At 70.9% G+C, this 22,370-nt stretch carries 21 protein-coding genes; 11 read left to right on the top strand and 10 right to left on the bottom strand.

The window, feature by feature from the left end; all coding sequences use genetic code 11:
• Positions 1–4: 4 nt before the first annotated feature.
• Both ACIBI9_RS44200 and ACIBI9_RS44195 read left to right on the top strand, forming a co-directional pair.
• Positions 5–2,503 carry a Tex family protein gene (locus ACIBI9_RS44200; protein ID WP_397231843.1) on the top strand — a complete coding sequence of 833 codons (2,499 nt, stop codon included), beginning with the start codon at positions 5–7 and terminating at the stop codon, positions 2,501–2,503.
• A gap of 447 nt (positions 2,504–2,950) precedes the next feature.
• Positions 2,951–4,048: a hypothetical protein gene (locus ACIBI9_RS44195; protein WP_397231841.1), complete on the top strand. Its 1,098-nt coding sequence runs from the start codon at positions 2,951–2,953 to the stop codon at positions 4,046–4,048.
• Positions 4,049–4,374: 326 nt separating this feature from the next.
• On the opposite strand, the gene ACIBI9_RS44190 is transcribed toward ACIBI9_RS44195, so the two are convergent.
• A complete protein-coding gene (locus tag ACIBI9_RS44190; RefSeq protein ID WP_397231839.1) occupies positions 4,375–5,640 on the bottom strand; it encodes an RNA-guided endonuclease InsQ/TnpB family protein in 1,266 nt (421 codons plus the stop codon).
• Positions 5,641–5,663: 23 nt separating this feature from the next.
• On the opposite strand from ACIBI9_RS44190, the gene tnpA reads away from it, so the two are divergent.
• Positions 5,664–6,092 carry an IS200/IS605 family transposase gene (tnpA, locus tag ACIBI9_RS44185; RefSeq protein WP_397231837.1) on the top strand — a complete coding sequence of 143 codons (429 nt, stop codon included), beginning with the start codon at positions 5,664–5,666 and terminating at the stop codon, positions 6,090–6,092.
• A gap of 247 nt (positions 6,093–6,339) precedes the next feature.
• Entirely contained in the window at positions 6,340–7,185 is an 846-nt protein-coding gene (locus ACIBI9_RS44180) for an NmrA/HSCARG family protein (RefSeq protein WP_397231835.1), read from the top strand.
• On the opposite strand, the gene ACIBI9_RS44175 is transcribed toward ACIBI9_RS44180, so the two are convergent.
• Positions 7,178–7,873 (bottom strand): TetR/AcrR family transcriptional regulator, encoded by a 696-nt coding sequence (locus tag ACIBI9_RS44175; RefSeq protein ID WP_397231833.1) that lies wholly within the window; start codon positions 7,871–7,873, stop codon positions 7,178–7,180. The two genes, ACIBI9_RS44180 and ACIBI9_RS44175, sit on opposite strands and share 8 nt — an antisense overlap.
• A gap of 102 nt (positions 7,874–7,975) precedes the next feature.
• Between ACIBI9_RS44175 and ACIBI9_RS44170 the strand changes: the two genes are divergently transcribed.
• Both ACIBI9_RS44170 and ilvD read left to right on the top strand, forming a co-directional pair.
• Positions 7,976–9,196: a saccharopine dehydrogenase family protein gene (locus tag ACIBI9_RS44170; protein ID WP_397231831.1), complete on the top strand. Its 1,221-nt coding sequence runs from the start codon at positions 7,976–7,978 to the stop codon at positions 9,194–9,196.
• 48 nt (positions 9,197–9,244) lie between these two features.
• A complete protein-coding gene (ilvD, locus tag ACIBI9_RS44165; protein WP_397231829.1) occupies positions 9,245–10,894 on the top strand; it encodes a dihydroxy-acid dehydratase in 1,650 nt (549 codons plus the stop codon).
• Positions 10,895–11,100: 206 nt separating this feature from the next.
• Here ilvD and ACIBI9_RS44160 read toward each other — a convergent pair whose 3' ends face one another.
• From ACIBI9_RS44160 to ACIBI9_RS44140, 5 genes are all read right to left on the bottom strand, one after another.
• Positions 11,101–11,523: a hypothetical protein gene (locus ACIBI9_RS44160; RefSeq protein ID WP_397231827.1), complete on the bottom strand. Its 423-nt coding sequence runs from the start codon at positions 11,521–11,523 to the stop codon at positions 11,101–11,103.
• 159 nt (positions 11,524–11,682) lie between these two features.
• Entirely contained in the window at positions 11,683–12,060 is a 378-nt protein-coding gene (locus tag ACIBI9_RS44155) for an STAS domain-containing protein (RefSeq protein WP_397231825.1), read from the bottom strand.
• A 41-nt stretch (positions 12,061–12,101) separates the two neighbouring features.
• Positions 12,102–13,079: a phosphotriesterase gene (locus ACIBI9_RS44150; protein WP_397231823.1), complete on the bottom strand. Its 978-nt coding sequence runs from the start codon at positions 13,077–13,079 to the stop codon at positions 12,102–12,104.
• A 58-nt stretch (positions 13,080–13,137) separates the two neighbouring features.
• Positions 13,138–14,550 (bottom strand): methionine--tRNA ligase, encoded by a 1,413-nt coding sequence (gene metG / locus ACIBI9_RS44145; protein WP_397231821.1) that lies wholly within the window; start codon positions 14,548–14,550, stop codon positions 13,138–13,140.
• A 282-nt stretch (positions 14,551–14,832) separates the two neighbouring features.
• Positions 14,833–15,297: a universal stress protein gene (locus ACIBI9_RS44140; protein ID WP_397231819.1), complete on the bottom strand. Its 465-nt coding sequence runs from the start codon at positions 15,295–15,297 to the stop codon at positions 14,833–14,835.
• Positions 15,298–15,381: 84 nt separating this feature from the next.
• Between ACIBI9_RS44140 and ACIBI9_RS44135 the strand changes: the two genes are divergently transcribed.
• Positions 15,382–15,747: a hypothetical protein gene (locus ACIBI9_RS44135; protein WP_397231818.1), complete on the top strand. Its 366-nt coding sequence runs from the start codon at positions 15,382–15,384 to the stop codon at positions 15,745–15,747.
• Here the strand turns inward: ACIBI9_RS44135 and ACIBI9_RS44130 are convergent.
• Positions 15,708–16,337, bottom strand: a complete 630-nt coding sequence (locus ACIBI9_RS44130) for a DUF998 domain-containing protein (protein ID WP_397231816.1) — start codon at positions 16,335–16,337, stop codon at positions 15,708–15,710. The two genes, ACIBI9_RS44135 and ACIBI9_RS44130, sit on opposite strands and share 40 nt — an antisense overlap.
• Positions 16,338–16,551: 214 nt before the next feature.
• On the opposite strand from ACIBI9_RS44130, the gene ACIBI9_RS44125 reads away from it, so the two are divergent.
• Positions 16,552–17,526 (top strand): aldo/keto reductase, encoded by a 975-nt coding sequence (locus tag ACIBI9_RS44125; RefSeq protein ID WP_397231814.1) that lies wholly within the window; start codon positions 16,552–16,554, stop codon positions 17,524–17,526.
• A 15-nt stretch (positions 17,527–17,541) separates the two neighbouring features.
• Here ACIBI9_RS44125 and ACIBI9_RS44120 read toward each other — a convergent pair whose 3' ends face one another.
• Positions 17,542–18,471: an anti-sigma factor RsbA family regulatory protein gene (locus ACIBI9_RS44120; RefSeq protein ID WP_397231812.1), complete on the bottom strand. Its 930-nt coding sequence runs from the start codon at positions 18,469–18,471 to the stop codon at positions 17,542–17,544.
• A gap of 180 nt (positions 18,472–18,651) precedes the next feature.
• Between ACIBI9_RS44120 and ACIBI9_RS44115 the strand changes: the two genes are divergently transcribed.
• From ACIBI9_RS44115 to ACIBI9_RS44105, 3 genes are all read left to right on the top strand, one after another.
• A complete protein-coding gene (locus ACIBI9_RS44115) occupies positions 18,652–19,206 on the top strand; it encodes a DUF1707 domain-containing protein (protein ID WP_397231810.1) in 555 nt (184 codons plus the stop codon).
• Between the two features lie 131 nt (positions 19,207–19,337).
• Complete coding sequence (locus ACIBI9_RS44110; RefSeq protein ID WP_397231808.1) at positions 19,338–19,712, top strand: hypothetical protein; 375 nt, start codon at positions 19,338–19,340, stop codon at positions 19,710–19,712.
• A gap of 93 nt (positions 19,713–19,805) precedes the next feature.
• The gene (locus tag ACIBI9_RS44105; RefSeq protein WP_397231806.1) at positions 19,806–21,275 is read left to right on the top strand and encodes a DUF2079 domain-containing protein; all 1,470 of its coding nucleotides are present in this window, start codon (positions 19,806–19,808) and stop codon (positions 21,273–21,275) included.
• Here the strand turns inward: ACIBI9_RS44105 and ACIBI9_RS44100 are convergent.
• A complete protein-coding gene (locus ACIBI9_RS44100; RefSeq protein WP_397231804.1) occupies positions 21,251–22,348 on the bottom strand; it encodes a glycosyltransferase in 1,098 nt (365 codons plus the stop codon). The genes ACIBI9_RS44105 and ACIBI9_RS44100 overlap by 25 nt on opposite strands.
• Between the last annotated feature and the right edge of the window lie 22 nt (positions 22,349–22,370).

Below are 22,370 nucleotides of genomic sequence, written 5' to 3'. Positions count from 1 at the left end.
GCAAGTGCTCTCTATTCACCAGCGGATCGCGGCAGAGCTGGGCGTACGCGACGGCCAGGTGCAGGCGGCCGTCGAGCTGCTCGACGGCGGCGCCACCGTGCCGTTCATCGCGCGATACCGCAAAGAGGTCACCGGCGCCCTCGACGACGCGCAGCTGCGCACGCTCGAAGAGCGCCTGCGCTACCTGCGCGAGTTGGAGGAGCGGCGGGCGGCGATCCTTGAGTCGATCGAGTCTCAGGGCAAGCTCGACGACGAGCTGCGCGAGCAGATCATGGCGGCCGAGACCAAGGCCAGGCTCGAGGACATCTATCTGCCGTACAAACCCAAGCGGCGCACCAAGGCGCAGATCGCCCGCGAGCTCGGTCTGGAGCCGCTGGCCGACCAGCTGCTCGCCGACCCGACGCTCGACCCCGCCGTCACGGCCGAGGGCTTCGTCACCGAGGGCGTGGCCGACGCGGGCGCGGCGCTGGAGGGGGCCAGGGCGATCCTGATCGAGCGGTTCGCCGAGGACGCCGACCTGATCGGCGGCCTGCGCGAGCAGCTCTGGAGCCGCGGGCGGCTCGTGTCGAAGGTCCGCGAGGGCAAGGAGGAGGCGGGGGCCAAGTTCTCCGACTACTTCGAGTTCGGCGAGCCGTTCACGAAGCTGCCCTCGCACCGGATCCTGGCGATGTTCAGGGGCGAGAAGGAGGAGGTGCTGTCGGTCGCGCTGGAGCCGGACGACAGCCCCGAGTACGAGATGCGCATCGCTTCCCGCTTCGGCGTCTCCGACCAGGGGCGGCCGGCCGACAAGTGGCTGGGCGAGACCGTGCGCTGGGCCTGGCGCACCCGCATCCTCGTGCACCTCGGCATCGACCTGCGGATGCGGCTGTGGCAGGCGGCCGAGGACGAGGCGGTGCGGGTCTTCGCGGCCAACCTGCGCGACCTGCTGCTCGCCGCCCCCGCCGGGAGCCGGTCGACCATGGGCCTCGACCCCGGCCTGCGTACGGGCGTCAAGGTCGCCGTGGTCGACGCCACGGGCAAGGTCGTCGAGACCGCGACCATCTACCCCCACGAGCCCAAGCGGCAGTGGGACCAGTCGCTGGCCGTCCTGGGCGCGCTCGCGCAGCGCCACGGGGTCGAGCTGATCGCCATCGGCAACGGCACCGCCTCCCGCGAGACCGACAAGCTGGCCGGTGAGCTGGTCAAGCACATGCCGTCGATCACCAAGATCGTCGTCTCGGAGGCCGGGGCCTCGGTCTACTCGGCCTCGCCGTACGCGTCGCAGGAGCTGCCCGAGCTCGACGTGTCCCTGCGCGGCGCGGTGTCGATCGCCCGCCGGCTCCAGGACCCGCTGGCCGAGCTGGTCAAGATCGACCCCAAGTCGATCGGCGTCGGCCAATACCAGCACGACCTGGCCGAGTCCAAGCTCTCCCGCTCGCTCGACGCGGTGGTCGAAGACTGCGTCAACGCCGTCGGGGTCGACGTCAACACCGCCTCGGCGCCCCTGCTCACGCGCGTGTCCGGCATCGGCTCCACGCTGGCCGAGAGCATCGTCCGCCACCGCGACTCCAACGGCCCCTTCCGTACGCGCGCCGCGCTCAAGAACGTGCCCCGGCTCGGGCCCAAGGCGTTCGAGCAGTGCGCGGGCTTCCTGCGCATTCGCGGGGGCGACGACCCGCTCGACGTGTCGAGCGTGCACCCGGAGGCCTACCCGGTCGTCCGCCGCATCCTCACCGCGGCCAAGGCGGACCTCAAGACGCTGATCGGCAACACCGCGGCCCTGCGTTCGATGAAGCCCGAGACCTTCACCGACGAGACGTTCGGCCTGCCGACGGTCACCGACATCCTGCGCGAGCTGGAGAAGCCCGGCCGCGACCCGCGTCCCGCCTTCAAGACCGCCGTCTTCAAGGAGGGCGTCGAGAAGCTCTCCGACCTGTCCTCGGGCATGATCCTGGAGGGCGTGGTCACCAACGTCGCCGCCTTCGGCGCCTTCGTCGACATCGGCGTCCACCAGGACGGCCTGGTCCACGTGTCGGCCATGTCGCGAAACTTCGTCAAGGATCCGCGTGACGTGGTCAAGCCCGGCGACATCGTCCGCGTCAAGGTCCTCGACGTCGACATCCCGCGCAAGCGCATCTCCCTGACCCTGCGCCTGGAGGACGAAACCCCCACCCAGTCCCCGGGCGACGGCTCCCGCAGGGGCGCCGGCCGCGGCGACGGGGGTCGCGGCGAGGGTGCCCGCGGAAACGGCGGGCGCGGCGACGGTGCCCGCGGTGACGGCGGGCGTGGCGACGGGAAGGGCAACGGCGGCCAGCGCGACCGCACCCAGGGCCGCGGCGACGACCAGCGCGGCCGTGGTGACGGCGGACGTGGTGACGGCGGCCGCGGTGACGGCGGCCGTCGCGGCGGGGGCGACCAGCGCGGTCGCGGAGACGGCCAGCGCGGCGGCCAGCGCCGCCAGGACCGCCCGGCCCCCACCGGCGCCATGGCCGAAGCCCTCCGCAAGGCAGGCCTCACCGACTAACCCCACCCACAACCCCACCGGCCCCTCCCGCGGAATCGCCCGCGCGAGGGGCCACGGCGTACCACCCCACGAGGACGACGGCCCTCCCTCCGACGCAGTCGGCTCGCCGCCGCACACCCACCCGACCCTTGGCCGCCCGCCGGACACGCGCTGGAGACGCACCACACCCGGACCGCAGCCCCAGCCAGCCCAGAAGCGCCGCACCCAGCCCAGGCCGCCGTCGGACACGCGCCGCGCCCGTACGGGGACCGCAGCTGCGGCCACCACAGGACGCTCGGGTCGGAAGAGGGGTCGTGCCCTCAGCTGGCTCCGGCCGGTCGTGTGGAGGAGGCCGTCGCGTCCGGATCGCGCTCCGGCGCCGCCGCCTCCCCATGCCACCGCGTGGTCCGGGTGCCGGGCAGTGTGCCGACGCGCGCTGAGGGCGGGTTGGGGCGATACGGTCGAAGGGTGAGCACGACAGCCTTCACCACAGCCATCGCCCAGGCCCGCGACCTCCTCCGATGGTGCTCGCCGCTGAGGACCGAGCTGTGGGCGGCGCGGCTCGCCGCGGATCTCGAGCCGGACCAGGTGGAGCCCTTCCTGCGGCAACTGTCCGAAGACGGCAGCGCGGAGGCTCGACTCACGCTCGCGGCCCTGGCGGCGGTCGACCCGGCCGCCGACGCACGCCCCACGTCCGACGCACGGCCCACGTCCGACGCAGTCCCCACGTCCGACACCCGGCCCGCATCCGACGCAGGTCCGGCGTCCGGCGTAGGGCCCCGGAGCGATGCAAGCGCTGAGGCTCGGGCGGCGGTGAGTGTGTACGTGAGGGCCGCTGACGGTGTCCTGGAGACGCTGCCCGGGTGGGTGCGGCGGATGGGGCGGGTTACGTGTGAGGGCGGCTGGTACGGCAAGGCGGACCCGTACGGCGAGCAGACCCTCGCGGCCCTGTCGTTCCGGTACGAGAACGGCAAGGAGCCGCACCTCCTCGTCGTCGCCATCGACCAGGTGAACGGCGGCCTGGCGGTGGACGCGGTGGCCGAGGAGGTGAAGTTCCTCGACGACCTGGGCCTGCGGGCCGAGGAGCCGGGGGCGGTCGCGGGGCGGATGCTGGACGCGTTCGAGCTGGGTGACCGGATCATGGGGGCGCTGGTCGCGGACACGCTGCCCGCCGTGCGGCCGGTAGCGATCTCCAGGGCCCGCGCGGTGCCCGATCTCGTACGTGCGGCGCCCGACGACACCGTGAGCCGGTTCGGCGAGCTGCCGGACCTGCCGGGAGCGCGGGAGGCGTTCGAGAAGCTCGCCGAGTTCGTGGGCGATCGTCCTCTGTGGTGGAGCCCGGCGCGGGTCACCCAGTTCCTGACGTCCTGGTTGCCCAGGGAGGCCATCCTGTCGGAGGCGGGGATCGCGGCGATGCCGGAGGTGGTGCGGGCCTGGAGCCGGTTCTGCGGAGCGCATCCCGCGGTGCTCGCCCAGGTCGAGGCGGACGCGCCCCGGCTGCCCGCTCTCATGGCCGACGAGTCCCTGGCCAGCCTCGGCAAGCGCATCGCCAAGAACCGCCTCTGACGCCGACGTCCCGGCGCCCTCGGAGGTACGTCGGCGTTCCGGTACCCGATCCGGAAGACGTTGGCGAAGGCCAACGGCGTGAAGTCAGCGCCTCAGAGATACGCCGGCGTTCTGATGCTTCCACAGGGGGACGCCCGCCATATCCGGATGCGGCCGTCGGTGGCCCTCAGCTACGGCCGCTCGGGGAGCCGCAGTCCGTCGATGGCGAAGGTCAGCAGCCGCTCCCCCTGTTCGGGCGTCGTCTGCTTGCCCGCCCGAAAGCGCGTTGATCAAGGTTTGAACTCCGCCCCGGCCCGAAGGCCGGAGATTCTCCCGTCGCGTCGCGGTTAAGCGGCGTACGGGGGTTGACGCTTCACCGACCGGGTAACCCCGAAGTCTCCACGTCCTGACACCGCAGTCCCTGCGGCGTTTTCGATATTGATCGCGGCATTGTGGTCGGCGTTGCCGATCCAGCCGCAGGCCGGGCTGGTGCAGGAGAACACCGCCTGGCTGACACGGGCGGCCGGGTCACGATGCCCACACCGGTGGCAGGTCTGCGACGTCCCCGCGGCGGGAACCTTCACCACCTGGCCGCCACGATCAGTGGCCTTGTAGGCGAGCAGGGTCACGGTGCGGCCCCACGCCTGTTCGCTGATGGCCCGGTTCAGCCCGGCCTTTTGGGCAACGTTGCGGCCGGGCGCCTGTGCGGCGCCTTTCACCGAGCGGACCATGTTAATGACCCGCAGATCCTCTACCACGATCACACCGAAGGTGCCGGCGAGTTCGGTGGTGGTCTGGTGCTGCCAGTCGATGGCCCTGCGCTTGGCTGTCGCGCGAAGCCTGGCGATCTGGCCGTAGGTGCGGCTGATGCGCTGGGAGCGGGGTTCCCCCCTCCGGTGGGATGCCCTCTGGCGGGCGGCCTTCTTCTCCAACCGGCGCAGGCGTTCCCGCTCCCCGCCGCTCAGCCACGGACCGTGTTCGCGGGTCGTGGCGTCCGACAACGCCAACGCCACCGTGACACCCCGATCGATGCCGACCCGCTCACCCCGATGTGAGGCGGGGACCGCATGCGGGATTTCGGTCCGGAATATGATCTGCCAGCCGAAGGCGTCCTTGACCAACCTGGCCCCGGTCACCCGCCCACTCGCGCCCCCCTTGACAACACCGGGCAGGTCTTTGGTCCACCGGAAGCGGACCCGGCCAACTTTCGGCAGGTTGATCGCGCCCCACCGCCGGTTCAACCGTTTGATCTGCAAATCGCGGGCTTGGGGCACATCCACCGCCATCCGAAAGCGGCGCGTCTTGAACGCCGGGCGTCGCGCCCGATGATCGGGGTTGAGGTAGTTGGCCCAGGCTTGCCGGTAGGCCTTCAACACCGCCTGAGCGGCCTGGGCGGGCAACTGCCCCATCCAGTCGATCTGTTTGCGCGCCGCTCGGATCGCCTCGTCACACTCCTTCACGGTGGCAAAGCGGCCCTGGCGGAAGGTGAAGTACTCGTGCAGCAGGTTCCACAACGCGCGGGCGGTGTGTGCTTGGCCGTCCAGCACGGCAACCTGCGCCGTACTTAGGTCAAGCCGCGCCACATGCGCCCTGGCCCGGTTCTCCTTCTCCACAACGTGATCGTAGCTTTTGGTTTATGTCACCGCGATGGGAACCGAATCCTGATGTACGCACCGGACGACATGTCGTCCACAACCTCCATGTCCATTTGGTGTTCGTCACGAAATACCGACGTGGGGTCTTCACTGACGAAATGCTGACCCGATGCGAGGAGATCATGCGCGAGGTCTGCGCCGACTTCGAAGTCGAACTCCGTGAGTTCAACGGCGAGCACGACCACGTGCACCTACTCATCCACTACCCGCCCAAGGTCACTGTGTCCAAACTCGTCAACAGCCTCAAGGGCGTCTCGGCACGCCTACTTCGCAAGGAGTACGCCCCTCATGTTCGCCAGTATCTGTGGGGTGGGCGCTTCTGGTCCGGCTCGTATTTCGCCGGGTCGGTGGGCGGCGCGCCCCTCACTTTCCTGCGCCAGTACATCGAGCAGCAGAAACGACCGGTCTGAATCAAGTGAATGCCGGTCCGCCTGACGGCGAATCGACTCTTCCTGGCCCGCTACACGGGCCGGTCCACTTCACCCGGCCTGAAGACCGGAGCACTGCGGACGAAACCGGTAGAAGTCCGAGACGGTCGCGTCGGGGGCGTACGGCGACGGCCGCCTGCGCGCGTTCGAGGAGCCGTTCGCCGGTGGTCAGCACCGCCTGGCAGGCGGCGTGCGGTTCCGAGATCTCGTCCTCGATGCTGCGCATGAGGTGGCCAGCCCCCGATACATTGCCGCATGCGCGATCCCCGCGCGTGCCCAGCTGCTGGCCTCCGGCTGGCCGGTACGCGCCCTCGTCCGCGACCCGGACGCCCCGGCGGCCCAGGCGCTGAAAGCGAAGGGCGCCGAGCTACGCGTCGGGGACCTCGACGACGCCGGCTCGCTCGCGCAGGCGGCGGCCGGCGCGTACGGCGTCTTCGGCGTCACGCCCGACGACGACGACCTCGACCGGGAGATCCGCCGCGGCCGCGCCCTCGTCGACACCGCCACCACGGCCGGAATCTCCCACTTCGTGTTCGCCTCGGTCGGGGGTGCCGACCGGGGCGCCGGCCTGCCGTACTGGGACAACAAATGGCAGATCGAGCAGCACATCCGCGCGGCCGGCCTGCCCGCGACGATCCTGCGGCCGGTCCGGTTCATGGAGAACCACACCATTCCCGGCCTGCCCTTCGGCGGGATCGCCGACGGCGAGCTCCGGCACCTCTTCGGCCCGGACACGCCGGTGCAGCTCATCGCCGCCGCCGACATCGGCGTCTTCGCCCGCCTCGCCTTCTCCCACCCGCAGGACCACCTCGGGCAGGCGATCGAGATCGCCGGGGACGAGCTGACCCCCAGGCAAACAGTGGAGCTGATCAGCCGGAGCGTCGGGCGCGAGATCGCCTACCGGCAGCTCCCCGTCGGCGAACTCGGTCCGGAGGCCGAACGCGCCTTCGCCGACGAGCGCGGGCTGTGGCGCGCCGACATCGCGGCGTTGCGCGAACGCCACCCCGGCCTCCTGGACTTCCCCACCTGGCTCAGGAACGGCGGCACCGAGCAGATCCGGGCCCTGCTCACCTGAGCTGCGCGGACGCGCTGGACAGGAGCATGTCGAGGGCCGTGGGGTAGGCGCTGTCGTTCATCTGGGCCACCAGCAGCGGCGCCGTCGCGGCGATGTTCGGGTGCGTACGGGCGGGCAGCCGGGCGTAGGTGGCCTGCCACACCTCCTCGTCCGCCTCCCGCGCCGCCTTGGGCAGGGCCAGCGTGGCGGCGTCGAGGATGGCGAAGGCCAGGCTCTGGTCGATGAACGCGTGATAGATCCGCACCGCGTCCCCGTCCGCGAACCCGGCACCGCGCAGGATGCCGAGGATGGTCTCGTCACCGGCCACCTCGTTCGGCCGGCCGGTGACCCGGCTGGCGGTCAGCACCGCGGCCTGCGGATGCGCCAGGTACGCGTGGTGGATGCGCAGGCCGAGGTCGCGCAGGTCGGCGCGCCAGTCGCCGGTAGGCCGCCAGTCGGCCATCGCGGTGCCGAACAGCTCGTCCGCGATCGCCAGCACCAGGTCGTCCATGCCGCGGAAATAGCGGTAGACCGTGCTGGCGTCCGCGCCCAACGCCAGGCCCAGGCGGCGGGCGGACAGCCCCGCCGCCCCGTGCTCGCGGAGCATGCGGAGCGCGGTCTCCACGATCAGCTGGTGGTTGAGGACCTGCCCTTGTTTGGTCGGGCGGCGGCGCCTGCGCGCCGCCTCCGGCACCACTCGCTTGGCCACGAGTACGGCTCCCTTATGCCAACGCCATTGACGTTGACGACCCTATCCAAGTTGAATTCTCGACACACCCCCCAAAACGGCATTAAAAGGGGACTTATCGTCATGCGTATCCTTCTCATCGGAGCCGGCGGCGTGGGAACCGCCATCACCCGGATCGCCGGCCGCCGGCCGTTCCTCGACCACATGGTGGTCGCCGACTACGACCTCCCCCGCGCCAAGGCCGCCGTCGCCGCCCTGGGCGAGCAGGCGGACCGGTTCACCCCAGTCAAGATCGACGCGGCCGACCGGGCCGCGGTCACCGCGCTGCTGAAAGAGCATCGGTGCGACGTCCTCCTGAACGCCACCGACCCCCGATTCGTGCTGCCGCTGTTCGACGCGGCCCTCGCGGCCGACGCCGACTACCTCGACATGGCGATGTCGATGTCCAGGCCGCACCCCGACCGCCCGTACGAGGAGGTGGGGGTCAAGCTGGGCGACGACCAGTTCGCCCGCGCCGCCGAGTGGGCCTCGAAGGGCCGGCTGGCGCTGGTCGGCATGGGCGTGGAGCCCGGCCTGGCCGACGTCTTCGCCCGCTACGCCGCCGACGAGCTCTTCGACGAGATCGAGGAGATCGGCATCAGGGACGGCGCCAACCTGACCGTCGACGGCTACGAGTTCGCCCCGTCGTTCAACATCTGGACCACCATCGAGGAGTGCCTCAACCCGCCGGTCATCTACGAGAAGGACCGCGGCTGGTACACCACCGAGCCGTTCAGCGAGCCCGAGATCTTCGACTTCCCCGACGGGATCGGCCCCGTGGAGTGCGTCAACGTCGAGCACGAGGAGGTCGTGCTGGTCCCCCGGTGGATCCCGGCGCAGCGGGTCACCTTCAAGTACGGGCTCGGCGAGGACTTCATCGGCAAGCTCAAGACCCTGCACGCGCTCGGCGTGGACCGCACCGAGCCGGTCGCGGTCAGGACCGACGACGGCACCGCCAGGGTGTCGCCGCGCGACGTGGTGGCCGCCGTGCTGCCCGACCCGGCGGGCCTCGGCGACCGCATGCGGGGCAAGACCTGCGCCGGGACCTGGGTGAAGGGCGTCAAGGACGGGCGGCCCCGCGAGGTGTACCTCTACCACGTGGTGGACAACCAGTGGTCGATGCGCGAGTACGGCTCCCAGGCCGTGGTCTGGCAGACCGCCGTCAACCCGGTCGTCGCCCTGGAACTGATGGCGAACGGGGTCTGGAAGGGCACGGGCGTGCTGGGGCCCGAGGCGTTCGAGCCGGGCCCGTTCCTGGACCTCCTGGTGGAGTACGGGTCCCCCTGGCGCATGCGCGAACAGTGAGCGCGGGATCATGGAGGTGTAACGACCCGCACGACGAAGGACAGCGCCTTGAGCATCGCCGACGACCCCGACCGCGCACCGGCCCGCTCCCACTTGTACGCCATGGGCTGGTCGGAGGAGGACATGCGCCGCCCGGTGGTCGGCATCGCCTCCACCTGGACCGGCACGATGCCGTGCAACCTCACCCACCGCGAACTGGCCGCCCACGTGGCCGAGGGGGTGCGCGCGGCGGGCGGCACGCCGATGGAGTTCAACACCATCGCGGTCTCCGACAACCTCACGATGCACACCCCCGGCATGCGCGCGTCGCTGGTCAGCCGCGAGGTCATCGCCGACTCGATCGAGCTCATGGGCCGCGCGCACGGCTTCGACGCGCTGGTGGTCATCGTGGGCTGCGACAAGACCGTGCCGGCCGGGATCATGGCGTTGGCCCGCCTGGACGTGCCCTCCGTCGTCCTCTACAGCGGCACGATGATGCCCGGCAGGTGGCGCGGGCGCGACGTCACGATCCAGGACATGTGGGAGGCCCTCGGCGAGCGCGCCGTCGGCCGCCTCGACCAGGCGGAGCTGGACGACCTGGCCAAGCACGCCTGCCCGGGCGCCGGCACCTGCGCCGCCCAGTACACCGCCAACACCATGGGCAGCGTCGCCGACTTCCTCGGCCTGGCGCCGTTCGGGGTGGGTGACATCCCGGCGGTGGCGGAGGAGAAGAACGCCGCGGCCCGGCGCGTCGGCGAGATCGCCATGGAGGCGCTGGCCCGCGACGCCCGCCCCTCGCGGGTGCTGACCGAGGACGCCCTGCACAACGCGATCGTCTCGGTCGCGGCCATGGGCGGCTCCACCAACGCCGTCCTGCACCTGCTGGCCATCGCCCGCGAGGCGGGGCTGCCGCTGCGCATCGACGAGATCGGCGAGGTCTGCCGCCAGGTCCCGATCATCACGGGGCTCAAGCCGAGCGGCGGCGACCACACGGCCCTGGACCTGTGGCGGGCCGGCGGCACCTCGCTGGTGGTGCGCCGCCTGCTGGAGGCCGGGCTGCTGCGCGAGAACGCCACGCTGGTGGACGGCCGCACGCTGGCGGAGGTCGCGGCCGACGCCGAGGAGACGCCGGGGCAGGAGGTGGTGGCGAGCGTGGCGGAGCCGTTCAAGCCGCGTGGCGCGCTGGCCATCCTGCGCGGCTCGCTCGCGCCCGACGGCTGCGTGCTCAAGCTGGGCGGCAAGGACGACTTCCGCCACGAGGGCCCGGCCAAGGTGTTCGACTCGGAGAAAGACTGCTACGTCGCCATCCAGGAGGGTCACATCGTGCCCGGCGACGTCATCGTCCTGCGTTACGAGGGCCCCGCGGGCGGCCCCGGCATGCAGGAGATGCTCTCGATCACTGGCCCGCTGGTCGGCCGCGGCCTCGGGGCCTCGGTGGCGCTGGTCACCGACGGGCGGTTCAGCGGGGTCTCGCACGGGCGCGTGATCGGGCACGTGGCGCCGGAGGCGTACCACGGCGGGCCGATCGCGCTGGTGCGCGACGGCGACACGGTGGTCATCGACAGCGCGGCGGGGACGATCGAGCTGGTGGTGCCGGAGGAGGAGCTGGCGCTGCGCCGGGCCTCGTGGCAGCGGCCCGAGAGAGAGGTCGAGCGGGGGGTGCTGACCAAGTACATGGCGACGGTGGCTTCCGCCTCGGACGGCGCCGTCACGGCCTGATCCGGGATCGAGCAGGCGGCGCGGGCCGCTATGCTGCGCAGTGACGTACTCGAGCCGTTGTTAGGAGATTTGCGCGATGTACAAGGAGTTCGCTGTCGAGGCCGTGATGTGGCTCGTTCCGGTCGCGGTGCTGATCGGGGTAGCACTCCTCGTCACCGCGTGAGCCAGGGGCCCAGCCGGGGGTCGGCCCGGCCCCTGGCGCCCGCTCAGCGGTAGTACCTGTACGAGACGTACGTGTTGGCGTAGCGGTTGAAGCTGGCGTAACCGTCCAGCCAGTTGTTGTACGACTGAGACAGGGCCCGGGTCCGCACGGTGCAGGAAGCCCACTTGAGCCCGCGCGAACGGATGGTGCCGACGTAGTCGTAGCACGTTCCGACGCTCCGGCCGTTGACCCTGAGACGCGCGTTGAGCTTGACGTTGTAGAGCGTCCGGTACGAGACGTTCCGGACGCGGACCTTGATCAGGCACGTGTCCTTGCACCGGCCGAAGTAGACCCTGGTGCGGATGAGCTGCGCGCTGGCGGTGGTCGCCGTCGACTCCGCCGTGGATGCCGACGCGCTGGCGGGTGCCGCCATGAGCGTGGCCGCGGTGGCCGCGACTAACACCGTGCCGGCGAGGCTCTTGATCATTTTGCCCCCTGGGTAAAGAGAAGCCGCTCCCCCCTCTTGGCAGCGGCTCGTGCTTGTCCGACTACTATCAGGAAGCCGACACTACCAACATTTGGTAAAGAAGATCCGATATGAAACGGTTATCCGTTTATGTCGGCCTTATCCCGCGAGGCCAGGGGGCTACGCGGTGAAGCCCCCAGGCTCGTTGAGCTCGGCGATGGCCAGCTCGGCCGTGCTGCGGATGTCGAAGAACTTGTCGAGCGCCGTGATCGCGAACAGGTGCTTGCACCGCCCGTTCAGCCCCGACAGCAGCAGCCGCCCGCCCGAGGCGGTGACGGCCTTGTGCAGGTAGACCAGCACGGAAAGGCCGGAGGAGTCGCAGACGCTGACCGCCTGCATGTCGATGACGAGCATCGGGGGCTGGGTGAGGTCGAGGGCCTTGGTGACGCGGTCGCGGACCTCCGCGGCGGACCCGAAGTCGAAGTCCCCCGTCAGTCGCGCGATGACACAGGGTCCCTGGAGGCCGAGGCTTATCGACAAGGCCTGCTCCGAAGTCACCCAGCTCCACCTACCTGCATTGCTTGCCCGATCCGACTACTTTACGAGAAGTAGCGCTTCGGGTTGAACACCAGCATCTGCTCAATCTGGTCGTCGGTCACACCCGAGTCCAGCAGTGCGGCCAAGACATCGTCGTGGATGTGATCGTAGCGCCAGTTCGGCGCGAGCGTTGAGCGGGCCTCCTCCCAAGCCCCGCCGAAGTAGTCCATGAAGCAGGCCGTGTCGTGGCTGAGGACCATGCGGTCGGCGTATCCGCGGCGGCAGAGCTCGGCGACCGTGGCCACGCGCTGCGCGGTCGGGTTGTACGGGTCCAGCCCGAACCGGTCCATCCCCAGCGTCGCGCCCGTGTCGGCCAGGCGCATGAGGTAGTCGAGGTCGTTGCTGTCGCCCGCGTGCCCGACGACCACCTTCTCCAGGTCGACGCCCTCCTTGGCGAACAGGTCGAGCGCGATCAGGCCGCTCTGCGTGAAGGAGTTCGTGTGGACGGTGATCGGCGCGCCGGTGCGCAGGTGCGCCTGCGCGACGGCCCGGCAGATGCGCTCGACGCCGGGCGTCAGGCCCTTCTGCTCGACCACGCACTTGAGGAACGCCGCCTTCACGCCGGTGTCGGCGATGCCCTCGGTGAGGTCGCGGACGAAGTCGTCGACCATCGGCTCCGGCATGTCGATGAACAGGCCGGGGCCGCGGTGCTCGTACTGGTGGGGCAGCTCCTCGAAGGAGTAGATGCCGGTGGCGACCACGATGTTCAGGCCGGGCACCTGCTCGGCGACGCGCTGGATGCGCGGGACGTAGCGGCCGAGGCCCCACACCGTCGGGTCGACGATCGTCCGCACGCCTTTCGCGGCCACCGCGTTGAGCTTGGCGACCGCGTCCGCCACCCGGGCCTCCTCGTCCCACCAGGCACCTCTGCCGTAGTTGTCGAGATGCTCGGTGGCGAGGACGAACACGTGCTCGTGCATGAGTGTCTGCCCGAGCTCGTCGACGTCTACGGGGCCGCGGATGGTGTGGACGGTGGCCATGGTCGCCTCCATACCGGCTGGTCGGTGTGCGCCACCGTAAGTCCCCTCCGGACCTCCGTCAACCAGCCACTCCAGCCGTGGCGAGGCGGCGGAACAGCGGTTCGGGCCGGGGCAGCCGCTCGCCGGCGACCGCCGCGGCCACCCGCGCCGCCGCCGTCGGCAGGAAGGGCTCCAGCTGTACGGCCAGCGTCCGGCACGCGTGCACCAGCGTCCCCAGCGCGGCCTCCTGCCCGGCCCGGGACTGCCGCCACGGCTGGGTCCGCTCGACGTACCTGTTGGCCTCCTCGACGAGCGTCCAGACGGCCGCCGCCGCCCGCCGGAAATCGAATGCTTCCAGGGCCTCGTCCACCGGCACCGCGGCCAGCTCCTCCCCGGCGGCGGGTACGTGGCCGTCCAGGAAGCGGTGGACCATGGTGACGACCCGGTTGACCAGGTTGCCCAGCCCGTTGGCCAGGTCCTCGTCCGCCCTGGCGACCAGCCGTTCCTCGGTGAAGTCGGCGTCGCCCACGCGCGGCACCTCGCGCAGCAGCCACCACCGCACGGCATCGACCCCGTACGCGTCCACGAGCGCCACCGGATCGGCCGCGTCGCCCGACGACTTGCTGATCTTGCGCCCGCCCACCGTGAGGTAGTCGTGCACGAAGATCCCCGTGGGCAGCGGCTTCCCGGCGGACAGGAGCATCGCCGGCCAGTACACCGCGTGGAACCGGATCACGCCCTTGCCCATCAGGTGCACCTTGCGCCGCTCGGAGACCCACCAGCGGTCGTAGTCGTCGCCTTCGAGCGCGGTGACGTAGTTGGCCAGCGCGTCCCACCACACGTACACCACCTGGTCCGGGTCGCCGGGGACCGGGATCCCCCACCCGCGGGCGCGGGCGGCGGAGCGCGAGACGCTGAGGTCGTCCAGCCCGGCCTCGATGAACGCCAGCACCTCGTTCCGCCGCGCGACCGGCTCGATCCTGAGCCGTTCGCTGCGGATGAGCTCGCTGAGGGCGTCCTGGTAGCTGGAGAGCCGGAAGAACCAGTTCTGCTCGGACACGCGCTGCAGCGGCGCCTCGTGCCCGTCGGGACAGGGGCCTTCCGGGTAGAACTGCTCGCAGCCCACGCAGTAGAGCCCCTCGTAGTGCCGCTGGTAGAGGTCGTGCCTGGTCGCCTCCCAGATCCGCTCGACCCCGGCCCGGTGCCCGGGGTGGGTGCTCGTCCGGATGAACGAGTCGAACGACAGGTCCAGCGGCCCGCGCAGCCCCTCGAAAGCGGCCGCGTTCCGGTCCACCAGCTCGCGCACCGGCACGCCCGCCGCCTCGGCGGCCAGCACGTTCTTCAGCGAGTTGTCGTCGGTCCCGGTCTGGAACCGCACCGGCTCGCCGCGCCGCCGATGGTGCCTGGCCAGCACGTCGGCCTGCACGAGCTCCAGGGCGTGCCCGAGGTGAGGTCGGGCGTTGACGTAAGGGATGGTCGTCGTGAGGTACATCAGGTGCCTCCAAGGGGCCCCGAACACGACGAGAGGCCCCGGGTCGCAGGGCCTCAGCAGGACGTCGCCGACGAAACCCCCTAAGGGGCCATCATCTTCGGCGAGATCGTCATGCCGTCCATGCTAACGACGTCCACCCGCCCCGGCCACCCGTTAACGCGCGGCGCGGTGGCGGACCACCCGGACGGCCAGGCGGGCCGAGGAGGTGGCGTTGCGGTACGCCACGACGCCGGCCGGCACGAGGGCCGGCAGCCCCGCTGACGGCGAGGTGAACGCCTGCCGTCAGGTGTCCTCATCGGTGGAGGGGGCGGGCACGACCAGCACCGGCCGGCCCGCGTGGTGCAGCACCCGGTCGGACGTGCTGCCGAGCAGCAGCGAACGCACCCCGCCCAGCCCCCGCGTCCCCGTCACGATGAGCCTGGCGCCGATCTCGTCGGCCACGTCCACGATCGTCGACCACACCGCCACCGAGTCCGGATCGCACCGCGGGGTGGCGTCCAGGCCGGCCTTGCGGGCGAGGTCCGCGCCGTGCTGGGCGAGCTCCCGCATCGCCCCCTCGATCGCCGCGTCCTCCGTGCCCAGCTGGTCGATCGCCATCATGAGCCCGGCGGAGGCCCGGGCCGAGGCCATCGCCGCCCGCTCCCACACCGTCAGCACCACGGCGGGCTCCCCCTTCAGGAGCTCGCCCGCGAAGGCGATCGCGGCCTTGGAGTCGTCGGAACCGTCATACGCAATCAAAATCGTCATCTCAGCACTCCCACATCGTGATCGGGCCCTTACCTCTTTCCCGGGCAAGCCGTTTCACGCGTGCGTCAGGGGTAGCCGGCCCATATGACCGTTACGCGATTCCACGACCTGCCCCTCGCCCAGCGCGACCGCGAGTGGGACGCCGCCGCGGCGGACAAGCGGGTGCGCAAGTGGGCGGACGCCGAGGACAAGCCGAACGCGAAATATCGCGAGGCCTTCAGCTGGTACGACGCCGACGACGCCGACGAGTTCGGAGCGTACAAGCTGCCGATCGCCGACGTCGTGAACGGGGAGCTGAAGGCGGTGCCGCGGGCCGTGTTCGCCGCGGCCGCGGTCATGGAGGGCGCCAGGGGCGGGGTCGATCTGCCGAAGAAGGACATCGAAGGCGTCAAGGGGCACCTGGGGCGCTACTACGCCAAGCTGGGCGAGGAGCCGCCCTGGGAGCGCTGAGCCAGCGGCTTGAGCATCGACAGCCCGGCCAGCGCCAGCACGCCCAGCTCGGTGACCACCACGGTCCGCTGGGTCAGCCCGGCCGGGATGTCGTCGTTGGTCAGCGGGATGCCGAACATCCGCACCACGTACGGGACCACGACCAGCAGCAGGGCTCCGAGCGCCACCGCGCTGAGGATCCGCACCGCCCTGGCGTACCGGATCCTGGCCTTGGCCAGCAGCATCCCCGCCGCGGGCATCACCAGGAACGCGGCGAAGGCGGCGTACCGGTGGATGCCACCCGACAACGACAGCGGCACGCCCGGCCGGTCGGTGGGGAAGGCGCCGATCAGGAACATGCTCGCCCCCCACGCCAGCAGCAGCGCGACGACCCAGCGGCTCATCCCGGCCCGGCGCATCGCCTCGGCGATCAACGCGGAGCCCACCGCGAACAACGTCAGCGAGGCGGGCAGCAACCAGCCGGACGCCTGGAAGGCGTACTCGCTGATGACGCTGTGCAACGGGTCGAGGTCGGATTCCGCGTGGAGGGTGAGCATGGCGCCGCTTCCGGTGCCGATGGACGCGAATCCGCTGACAAGCAATGCCTTCATGCCTCAAAGCTCGTGGAACGCGGCCTCGCGGAATATCGGAGATCGACCCTGAAGTAGCCTGAACGAACCCTTAATACCTTGGTCGGAAACGACCCTGAGGACACCCGGCCACCTGCGCGGACATGACCCTGAGTAGGGACTCCCCCCTCAGGGTGGGTCACGGGTGCCTGACCCGATTTGACCTGGTGCGTGCTCCAGGGGTGAACCTGGAAACATGAAGAAGCGCACTCTAGGGAACGGCGGCCCCCAGGTCTCCGCGCTGGGCCTCGGCTGCATGGGCATGTCCGACTTCTACGGCCCGGGCGACGAGAAGGAGTCGATCGCCGTCATCCACCGCGCACTCGACCTCGGCATGAATTTTCTGGACACGGCCGACACGTACGGGCTCGGAGCCAACGAGGAGCTCGTCGGCCGGGCCGTCAAGGACCGGCGGGACGAGGTGGTGCTGGCCACCAAGTTCGGCGTCAAGCGCGGCGGCGGCACCCGCTCCGTCGAGAACAGCCCCGAGTACGTCAGGGCCGCCTGCGACGCCTCGCTCCGGCGCCTCGGCGTGGACCACATCGACCTGTACTACATGCACCGCCGCAACAGGAACGTCCCCGTCGAGGAGTCGGTCGGCGCGATGGCCGAGCTGGTCGAGCAGGGCAAGGTCCGCCATCTCGGGCTGTCTGAGGTGAGCGCGGACACCCTGCGCAGGGCCTCGGCCGTCCACCCGATCGCGGCCCTGCAGAGCGAGTACTCGCTGTTCACCCGGGGGCTGGAGGCGGAGATCCTGCCGGCGGCAAGGGAGCTGGGCGTGGCGCTGGTGGCGTACTCGCCGATCAGCCGCGGCTTCCTGTCCGGCGCGCTGCCGCCCGTGGAGGAGCTGCCCGAGGACGACGTCCGCCGGTGGATGCCGCGCCTCGCGGGCGAGAACGCCGAGCGCAACGCCGAGCTGGTCGCGGAGGTACGGAAGATCGCCGACGCCGCCGGGATCACCGCCGCGCAGCTCGCGCTGGCCTGGGTGCTGGCCCAGGGGGACGACGTCGTGCCGATCCCGGGGACGAAGCGGCTGAAGTACCTGGAGGAGAACGCGGCGGCGGCCGACATCACGCTGACCGCCGGCCAGCTCGCCGCCCTGGCCCGCGCCGTCCCGGCGGACGCCGTCGTCGGCACCCGTTATCCGGATATGTCGGAGATCGAGGCGTAGCAGCGCGGGCCCGGCTCAGGCGGAGCCTGGCGCGTCGAAGTAGACGCGGATGGCGGTCGCCCCCGGGCGGGTGTGCACGCGTACGAGGTCGCTCAGGAGGTTGACGATCAGCAGCCCGCGCGACCCCGAGTGGCGCGGGTCGACCGGGCGGCGGCCCACCAGCGGGTCGGTGATGTGCCCCGCGTCGGTGACCTCGCACACCAGCCGCCCGCCCTCGGCCCAGGCCCGGATCGTGCCCGAGCCCCCGCCGTGGTCGAGGCTGTTGGCGCCCAGCTCGGCCACCGTCAGCTGGATGTCGTCGAGCCGGTCGCCGGAGAACCCCATCTCCGCCGCCAGCCGCGCGGCCAGGCCGCGGGCCGCCGACAGGTTGGTGCGGTCGAAGCGCAGCGAGACGAAGTCGGCGGGCTCGTCGAGCGGCCGGTTGTGCGCGGAGACCACCAGCTCGGGCGCGTATTCGGCGCTGGCCCACTCCCCCGAGAGGTCGCGCAGCACGGGGTGGGTGCGCTCCGCCTCCTGGAGGACCTCGGGGGCGAGCCGGTCGGCGTCGTACGGGCACAGGATCGTGACCCGGCGCCCCGCGAACGACAGGTTGATCAGCGCCTCGTGCTGCGCGGCGGCCCCGTATTCGGTCTCGGTGCGCCCCGGCCAGATCGGCTCGCCGATGATCCGCACGTGCCCGCCGGGATGCCGGTCGGCGAAGTCGCGCAGCACGGCGGGGATGATCCGCCCCGGGTTGCGCCCGGCCTCCTGCATGTCGAGCAGGAGCACGGACTTGGCGTCGTCGCCGAGCTCGGCCTCGATCAGGGCCAGATTCCGGGCCGGGACCGCGACCGCGACCGGCTCGTCCAGAGCCAGCCCCGCGCGGACGAACGCGCTGGTGGCAGCCACATACTCCCGGTCACCCCGATAGAGGAGCGCCGGGTGCGTGAACAGTTCCGCCAACATCAGATTTCACGCTACCCAAGGAAGATGACTTCACGGCAATCCGGTGGGTACGTAATTGTCGTGAAGCGAATCCGGGTCGTTCGCCGCCCCCGCCTCGTCCGGGGGCCGCTCCCTCTTGATCTCCGCACCCCTTCCGGCCGACAACTCCCGTTCTGAGCGCTGCGCACCTATGCTCAAGATATGTCGCAATTGCAGATGCGAGTGTCCGATGAGGACCGAGAGCGCACCGCGCAGCAGCTCCAGCACGCCTTCGCCGAAGGCCGGCTCACCCAGCTGGAGCTCGAAGACCGTCTCGAGATCGCCCTCACCGCGAGGACCTACGGCGAGCTGCTGGGCCTGATCGACGATCTCCCCGTCGATCAGCCACAGGTTGACGACGTGGTCGAGCTGGAGTCGAAGAACGGCCACATCAAGCGCGCCGGCGACTGGGCCGTCCCCCGGCGGCTGCGGGCGACCTCCAAGTACGGCAGCGTCGAGCTGGACCTCTCCGAGGCCGTCATCACCCACCCGGTGGTGGACATCGAGCTCGACCTCGCCTACGGCTCCGCCAAGATCACCCTCCCGGACGGCGCCGTCGTGAACGTGGACGCCTTCCGCAGCGACTGGGGCCACGTCCACACCTCCGACGTGCCGAGCAGGCCCCGCGCCGGCGCCGTCCACGTGGTGATCAGCGGCAGGACGAAGTACGGCAGCCTGGCCGTCCGCTACCCACGCAAACGCCGGCTCGCCCGCTGAGGCTCGGCGGCCTGTTTTCGGGCCTGCCTTTACGCCGGCTTGATACCCGTGGTGTTAGTGGGGTGCAAGCAACGGTCAAGGGTTGCACCATAATGTTCCCTTCGTTCGATCAAACCACCGAAGGGCAAGAAATGACTCCCCCTCGTCGTCGCCTGGCCGTCGCGGCCGCGACGCTGACTCTTGCTGTCCTCACCACCGCCTGTGGTGCGCTGGGCCAGGCCGTTGACTGCAACACGGCTGCCCAGGAGGCCACCAAGATCATGAATGAGTGGACCACCGCGATCACCAAGGACGCCACCGACACGAAGGCCATCGGCACGGCCTCGAAGGACGCGGCGGCCAAGACCAAGGAGCTCGCGGGCAAGTACGACGGTGACGTCGCCGCCGCCCTGAACGACCTCGCCGCCGGCTTCGAGACCCTGGAGAAGGGCGACCTCGCCGAAGTGTCCTCGTTCACGGGCAAGATGCAGGGCTTCTCGACCAAGATCACCTCTGCCTGCACCTGATGCGGAGCCCGCGGTCGCCGCTCCGCCTGTGGGGGGCAGGACGGCGCGGCGGCCGCGCCACGTTCGGGCGGATTCGTTCTACCCTTGCTGCCCGTGACGGGTGACACTCTGGCGGCGCGACAGGGGGCGTCCGCCGCCGCCTCCCCCTGGAGGATCCGGCTGTCCGGCCACCGCGTACGCGTGGGCGCCATCGCGCTCGTCGCCGCGGTGGCCTATGCCGTGCTCGGCCTGGTCAAGCTGGCCACGTTCCGGGCCACGTCGTTCGACCTGGTGATCGTGGACCAGGCGGTGCGCAACTACGCGGCGCTGCGGCCGCCGCACATCCCCGTGCTGGGCATGTTCCACGGGCGAGGCATGGACTACGTGCAGCTCGCCGACCACTTCTCGCCCATCTACGCGATGCTCGCGCCCTTCTACTGGATCCACGACGGGCCCGAGACGCTGATCGTCGCGCAGGCGCTGCTGTTCGCCGCCGCGATCCCGTTCATCTGGCTGTTCACCCGGCGCGTGCTCGGCGTCGCGCCCGCCTACCTGGTCTCGGTGGCGTACGCGCTGTCGTGGCCCGTCGCGCAGGCCGTCGCGTTCGACGCGCACGAGGTCATGTTCGTCCCCGTGCTCACCGCGATCATGATCGAGCGCTATCACGCCGGTCACCGGCTGCCCGCACTGATCGCGATGATCGACCTCCTGCTGGTCAAGGAGGACATGGGGCTGATGGTGATCGGGGCGGGGCTGTGCCTGCTCGTCCTGGGCGACCGGCTGCGGGGGTTGCTGTGCATGGCGCTCGGGCTGGGGGGCGTCCTGCTCGTACGCGGGCTGGCGATCACGGCCTTCGGCGGCGACTCCAAGGACTTCTGGGCCTACAACCATCTCGGCCCCGACGTGCCGAGCGCGATCCTGGCGCTGCTGCGCGACCCGATCGCGGCCGTGCTGCTGCCGTTCAGCGAGGAGGCCAAGGTCGACACGCTGTTCCTGCTGGTGTGGCCGACGCTGCTGCTGTGCCTGCTCTCGCCGCTGTCGCTGGTGGCGCTGCCGCACGTGCTGGAGCGCATGTTGTCCGACCGCTCCCAGTGGTGGCAGGCCGACTTCCAGTACAGCGCGTTCACCGTGGTCATCCTCTTCTGCGCGGGCGTGGACGGGCTGGCCAGGCTGCTGCGCCGACTCAAGCGCTCCGACGACACCTCGCTCAAGCTCGCCTGGGCGACGGCCGCCTGCGCGGTCGCGCTCACCATGGTGCCCAGATTCGCGCTCGACCAGCTCTACCATCCGCCCTTCTACCAGGAGCCCAAGGCGGCCGCCGCCGCCGAGGCGGTGAGCAAGGTGCCCTCAGGGGTCACCGTCGAGGCGGTCAACTCCGTCGGCCCCGCCCTGACCTCCAGGACCACCGTCCTGCTCTGGACGGCCCAGTCGCACGGCGCGCCGTGGGTGGTGGCCGACACCTCCCGCTGGGAGTTCCCCTTCGGCTCGGCCGACGAGCAGCGCGCCACGGTCGACGCGCTGCAGGGCCAGGGGTACGCGAAGGTGTTCGAGCGCGACGGCTACGTGGTGCTCCGGCGCGGCTGAAGCGCCTCCTCATAGGCCCGGTCGAACCCGGCGAGGACCGAGGGCCACGAGCCCGCCGCCGGAGGGGTCGCCCGGTTGTGCGCGGCGATCGACTCGCGCAGCGCCGCGTCCGTGCTGAGCCGGGCCACCGCGCGGGCCAGGTCGCCGAGCGTGTGGCCGAGCAGCCCCTCCGTGCCGTCCGCGACGAAGTCGGCGACCCCGCTCTGCGCCCTGGCCACCACCGGCAGCCCCGCGGCCCGCGCCTCCAGCGCCGCGATGCCGAACGACTCGCGCGGCGCGGGCGCCACGAACACGTCCGCGGACTCCAGCACCTTCGCGATCTGCTCCCGCGTGTAGCGGCCCGGCAGGGAGACCCAGCCGGCCATGCCGTGCCGGGCGAGAAAACGTTCCATCTGGCCGCGAGCCGGCCCGTCGCCGACGACGGTGGCGCGCATGGGGATTCTGGAGGGCACCCGCCGCCTGGCCGCCTGGAGCAGCCTCAGCAGGCGTACGGGCTGCTTGCGCGGCGCCAGCCGGCCCACGGCGACGATGTGCACCTCTTCCCGCCGGCCGGGCGTGCCGGGAGCCGGCGCCCAGCCCGACAGGTCGAGGCCGTTGGAGACCACTCGCACCGGCACCTCGGGACCGGCCACGGCGCGGATCGGGACCGCGGCGGCGTTGCTGACCGTGGTCGCCACCAGCCGCCACCGCTGCCAGCCGAAAGCCAGCCGCAGCAGCCGGTAGAGCGCCCGCGTGACCGGATCCCACATGCTGTGCACGGTCACCACGCACGGCAGCCCGGCCCGCGCGGCCGCCCGCACGCCCATCCAGGCGAACGGCGAGACCGCCCCCGTGTGCACGTGCACCACGTCGGGGCGCAGGGACGTGAGCCGGCGCGTGAGATGCCCCACTCCGAACGGGTGAACGGGCAGGTCGAACGGCATCCTCGCGACGATCCGGTGGACGCCGGGCAGCGGCTCGCCCCTCGTCGCCGTGGCCACGGAGACGTCGTGTCCCGCCTCCCGCTGCATCCGCACGAGATCGGCCACCTGGACCTCGATCCCTCCGAGTCGCGGCAGGTAACAGTCGCTCACGTGAAAGATCCGCACCCCTCCC

The organism is Nonomuraea sp. NPDC050451 (genome assembly GCF_044458585.1).
Note: the sequence above shows the minus strand (reverse complement) of the source record. Positions and strands in the feature narration are given on the sequence as shown.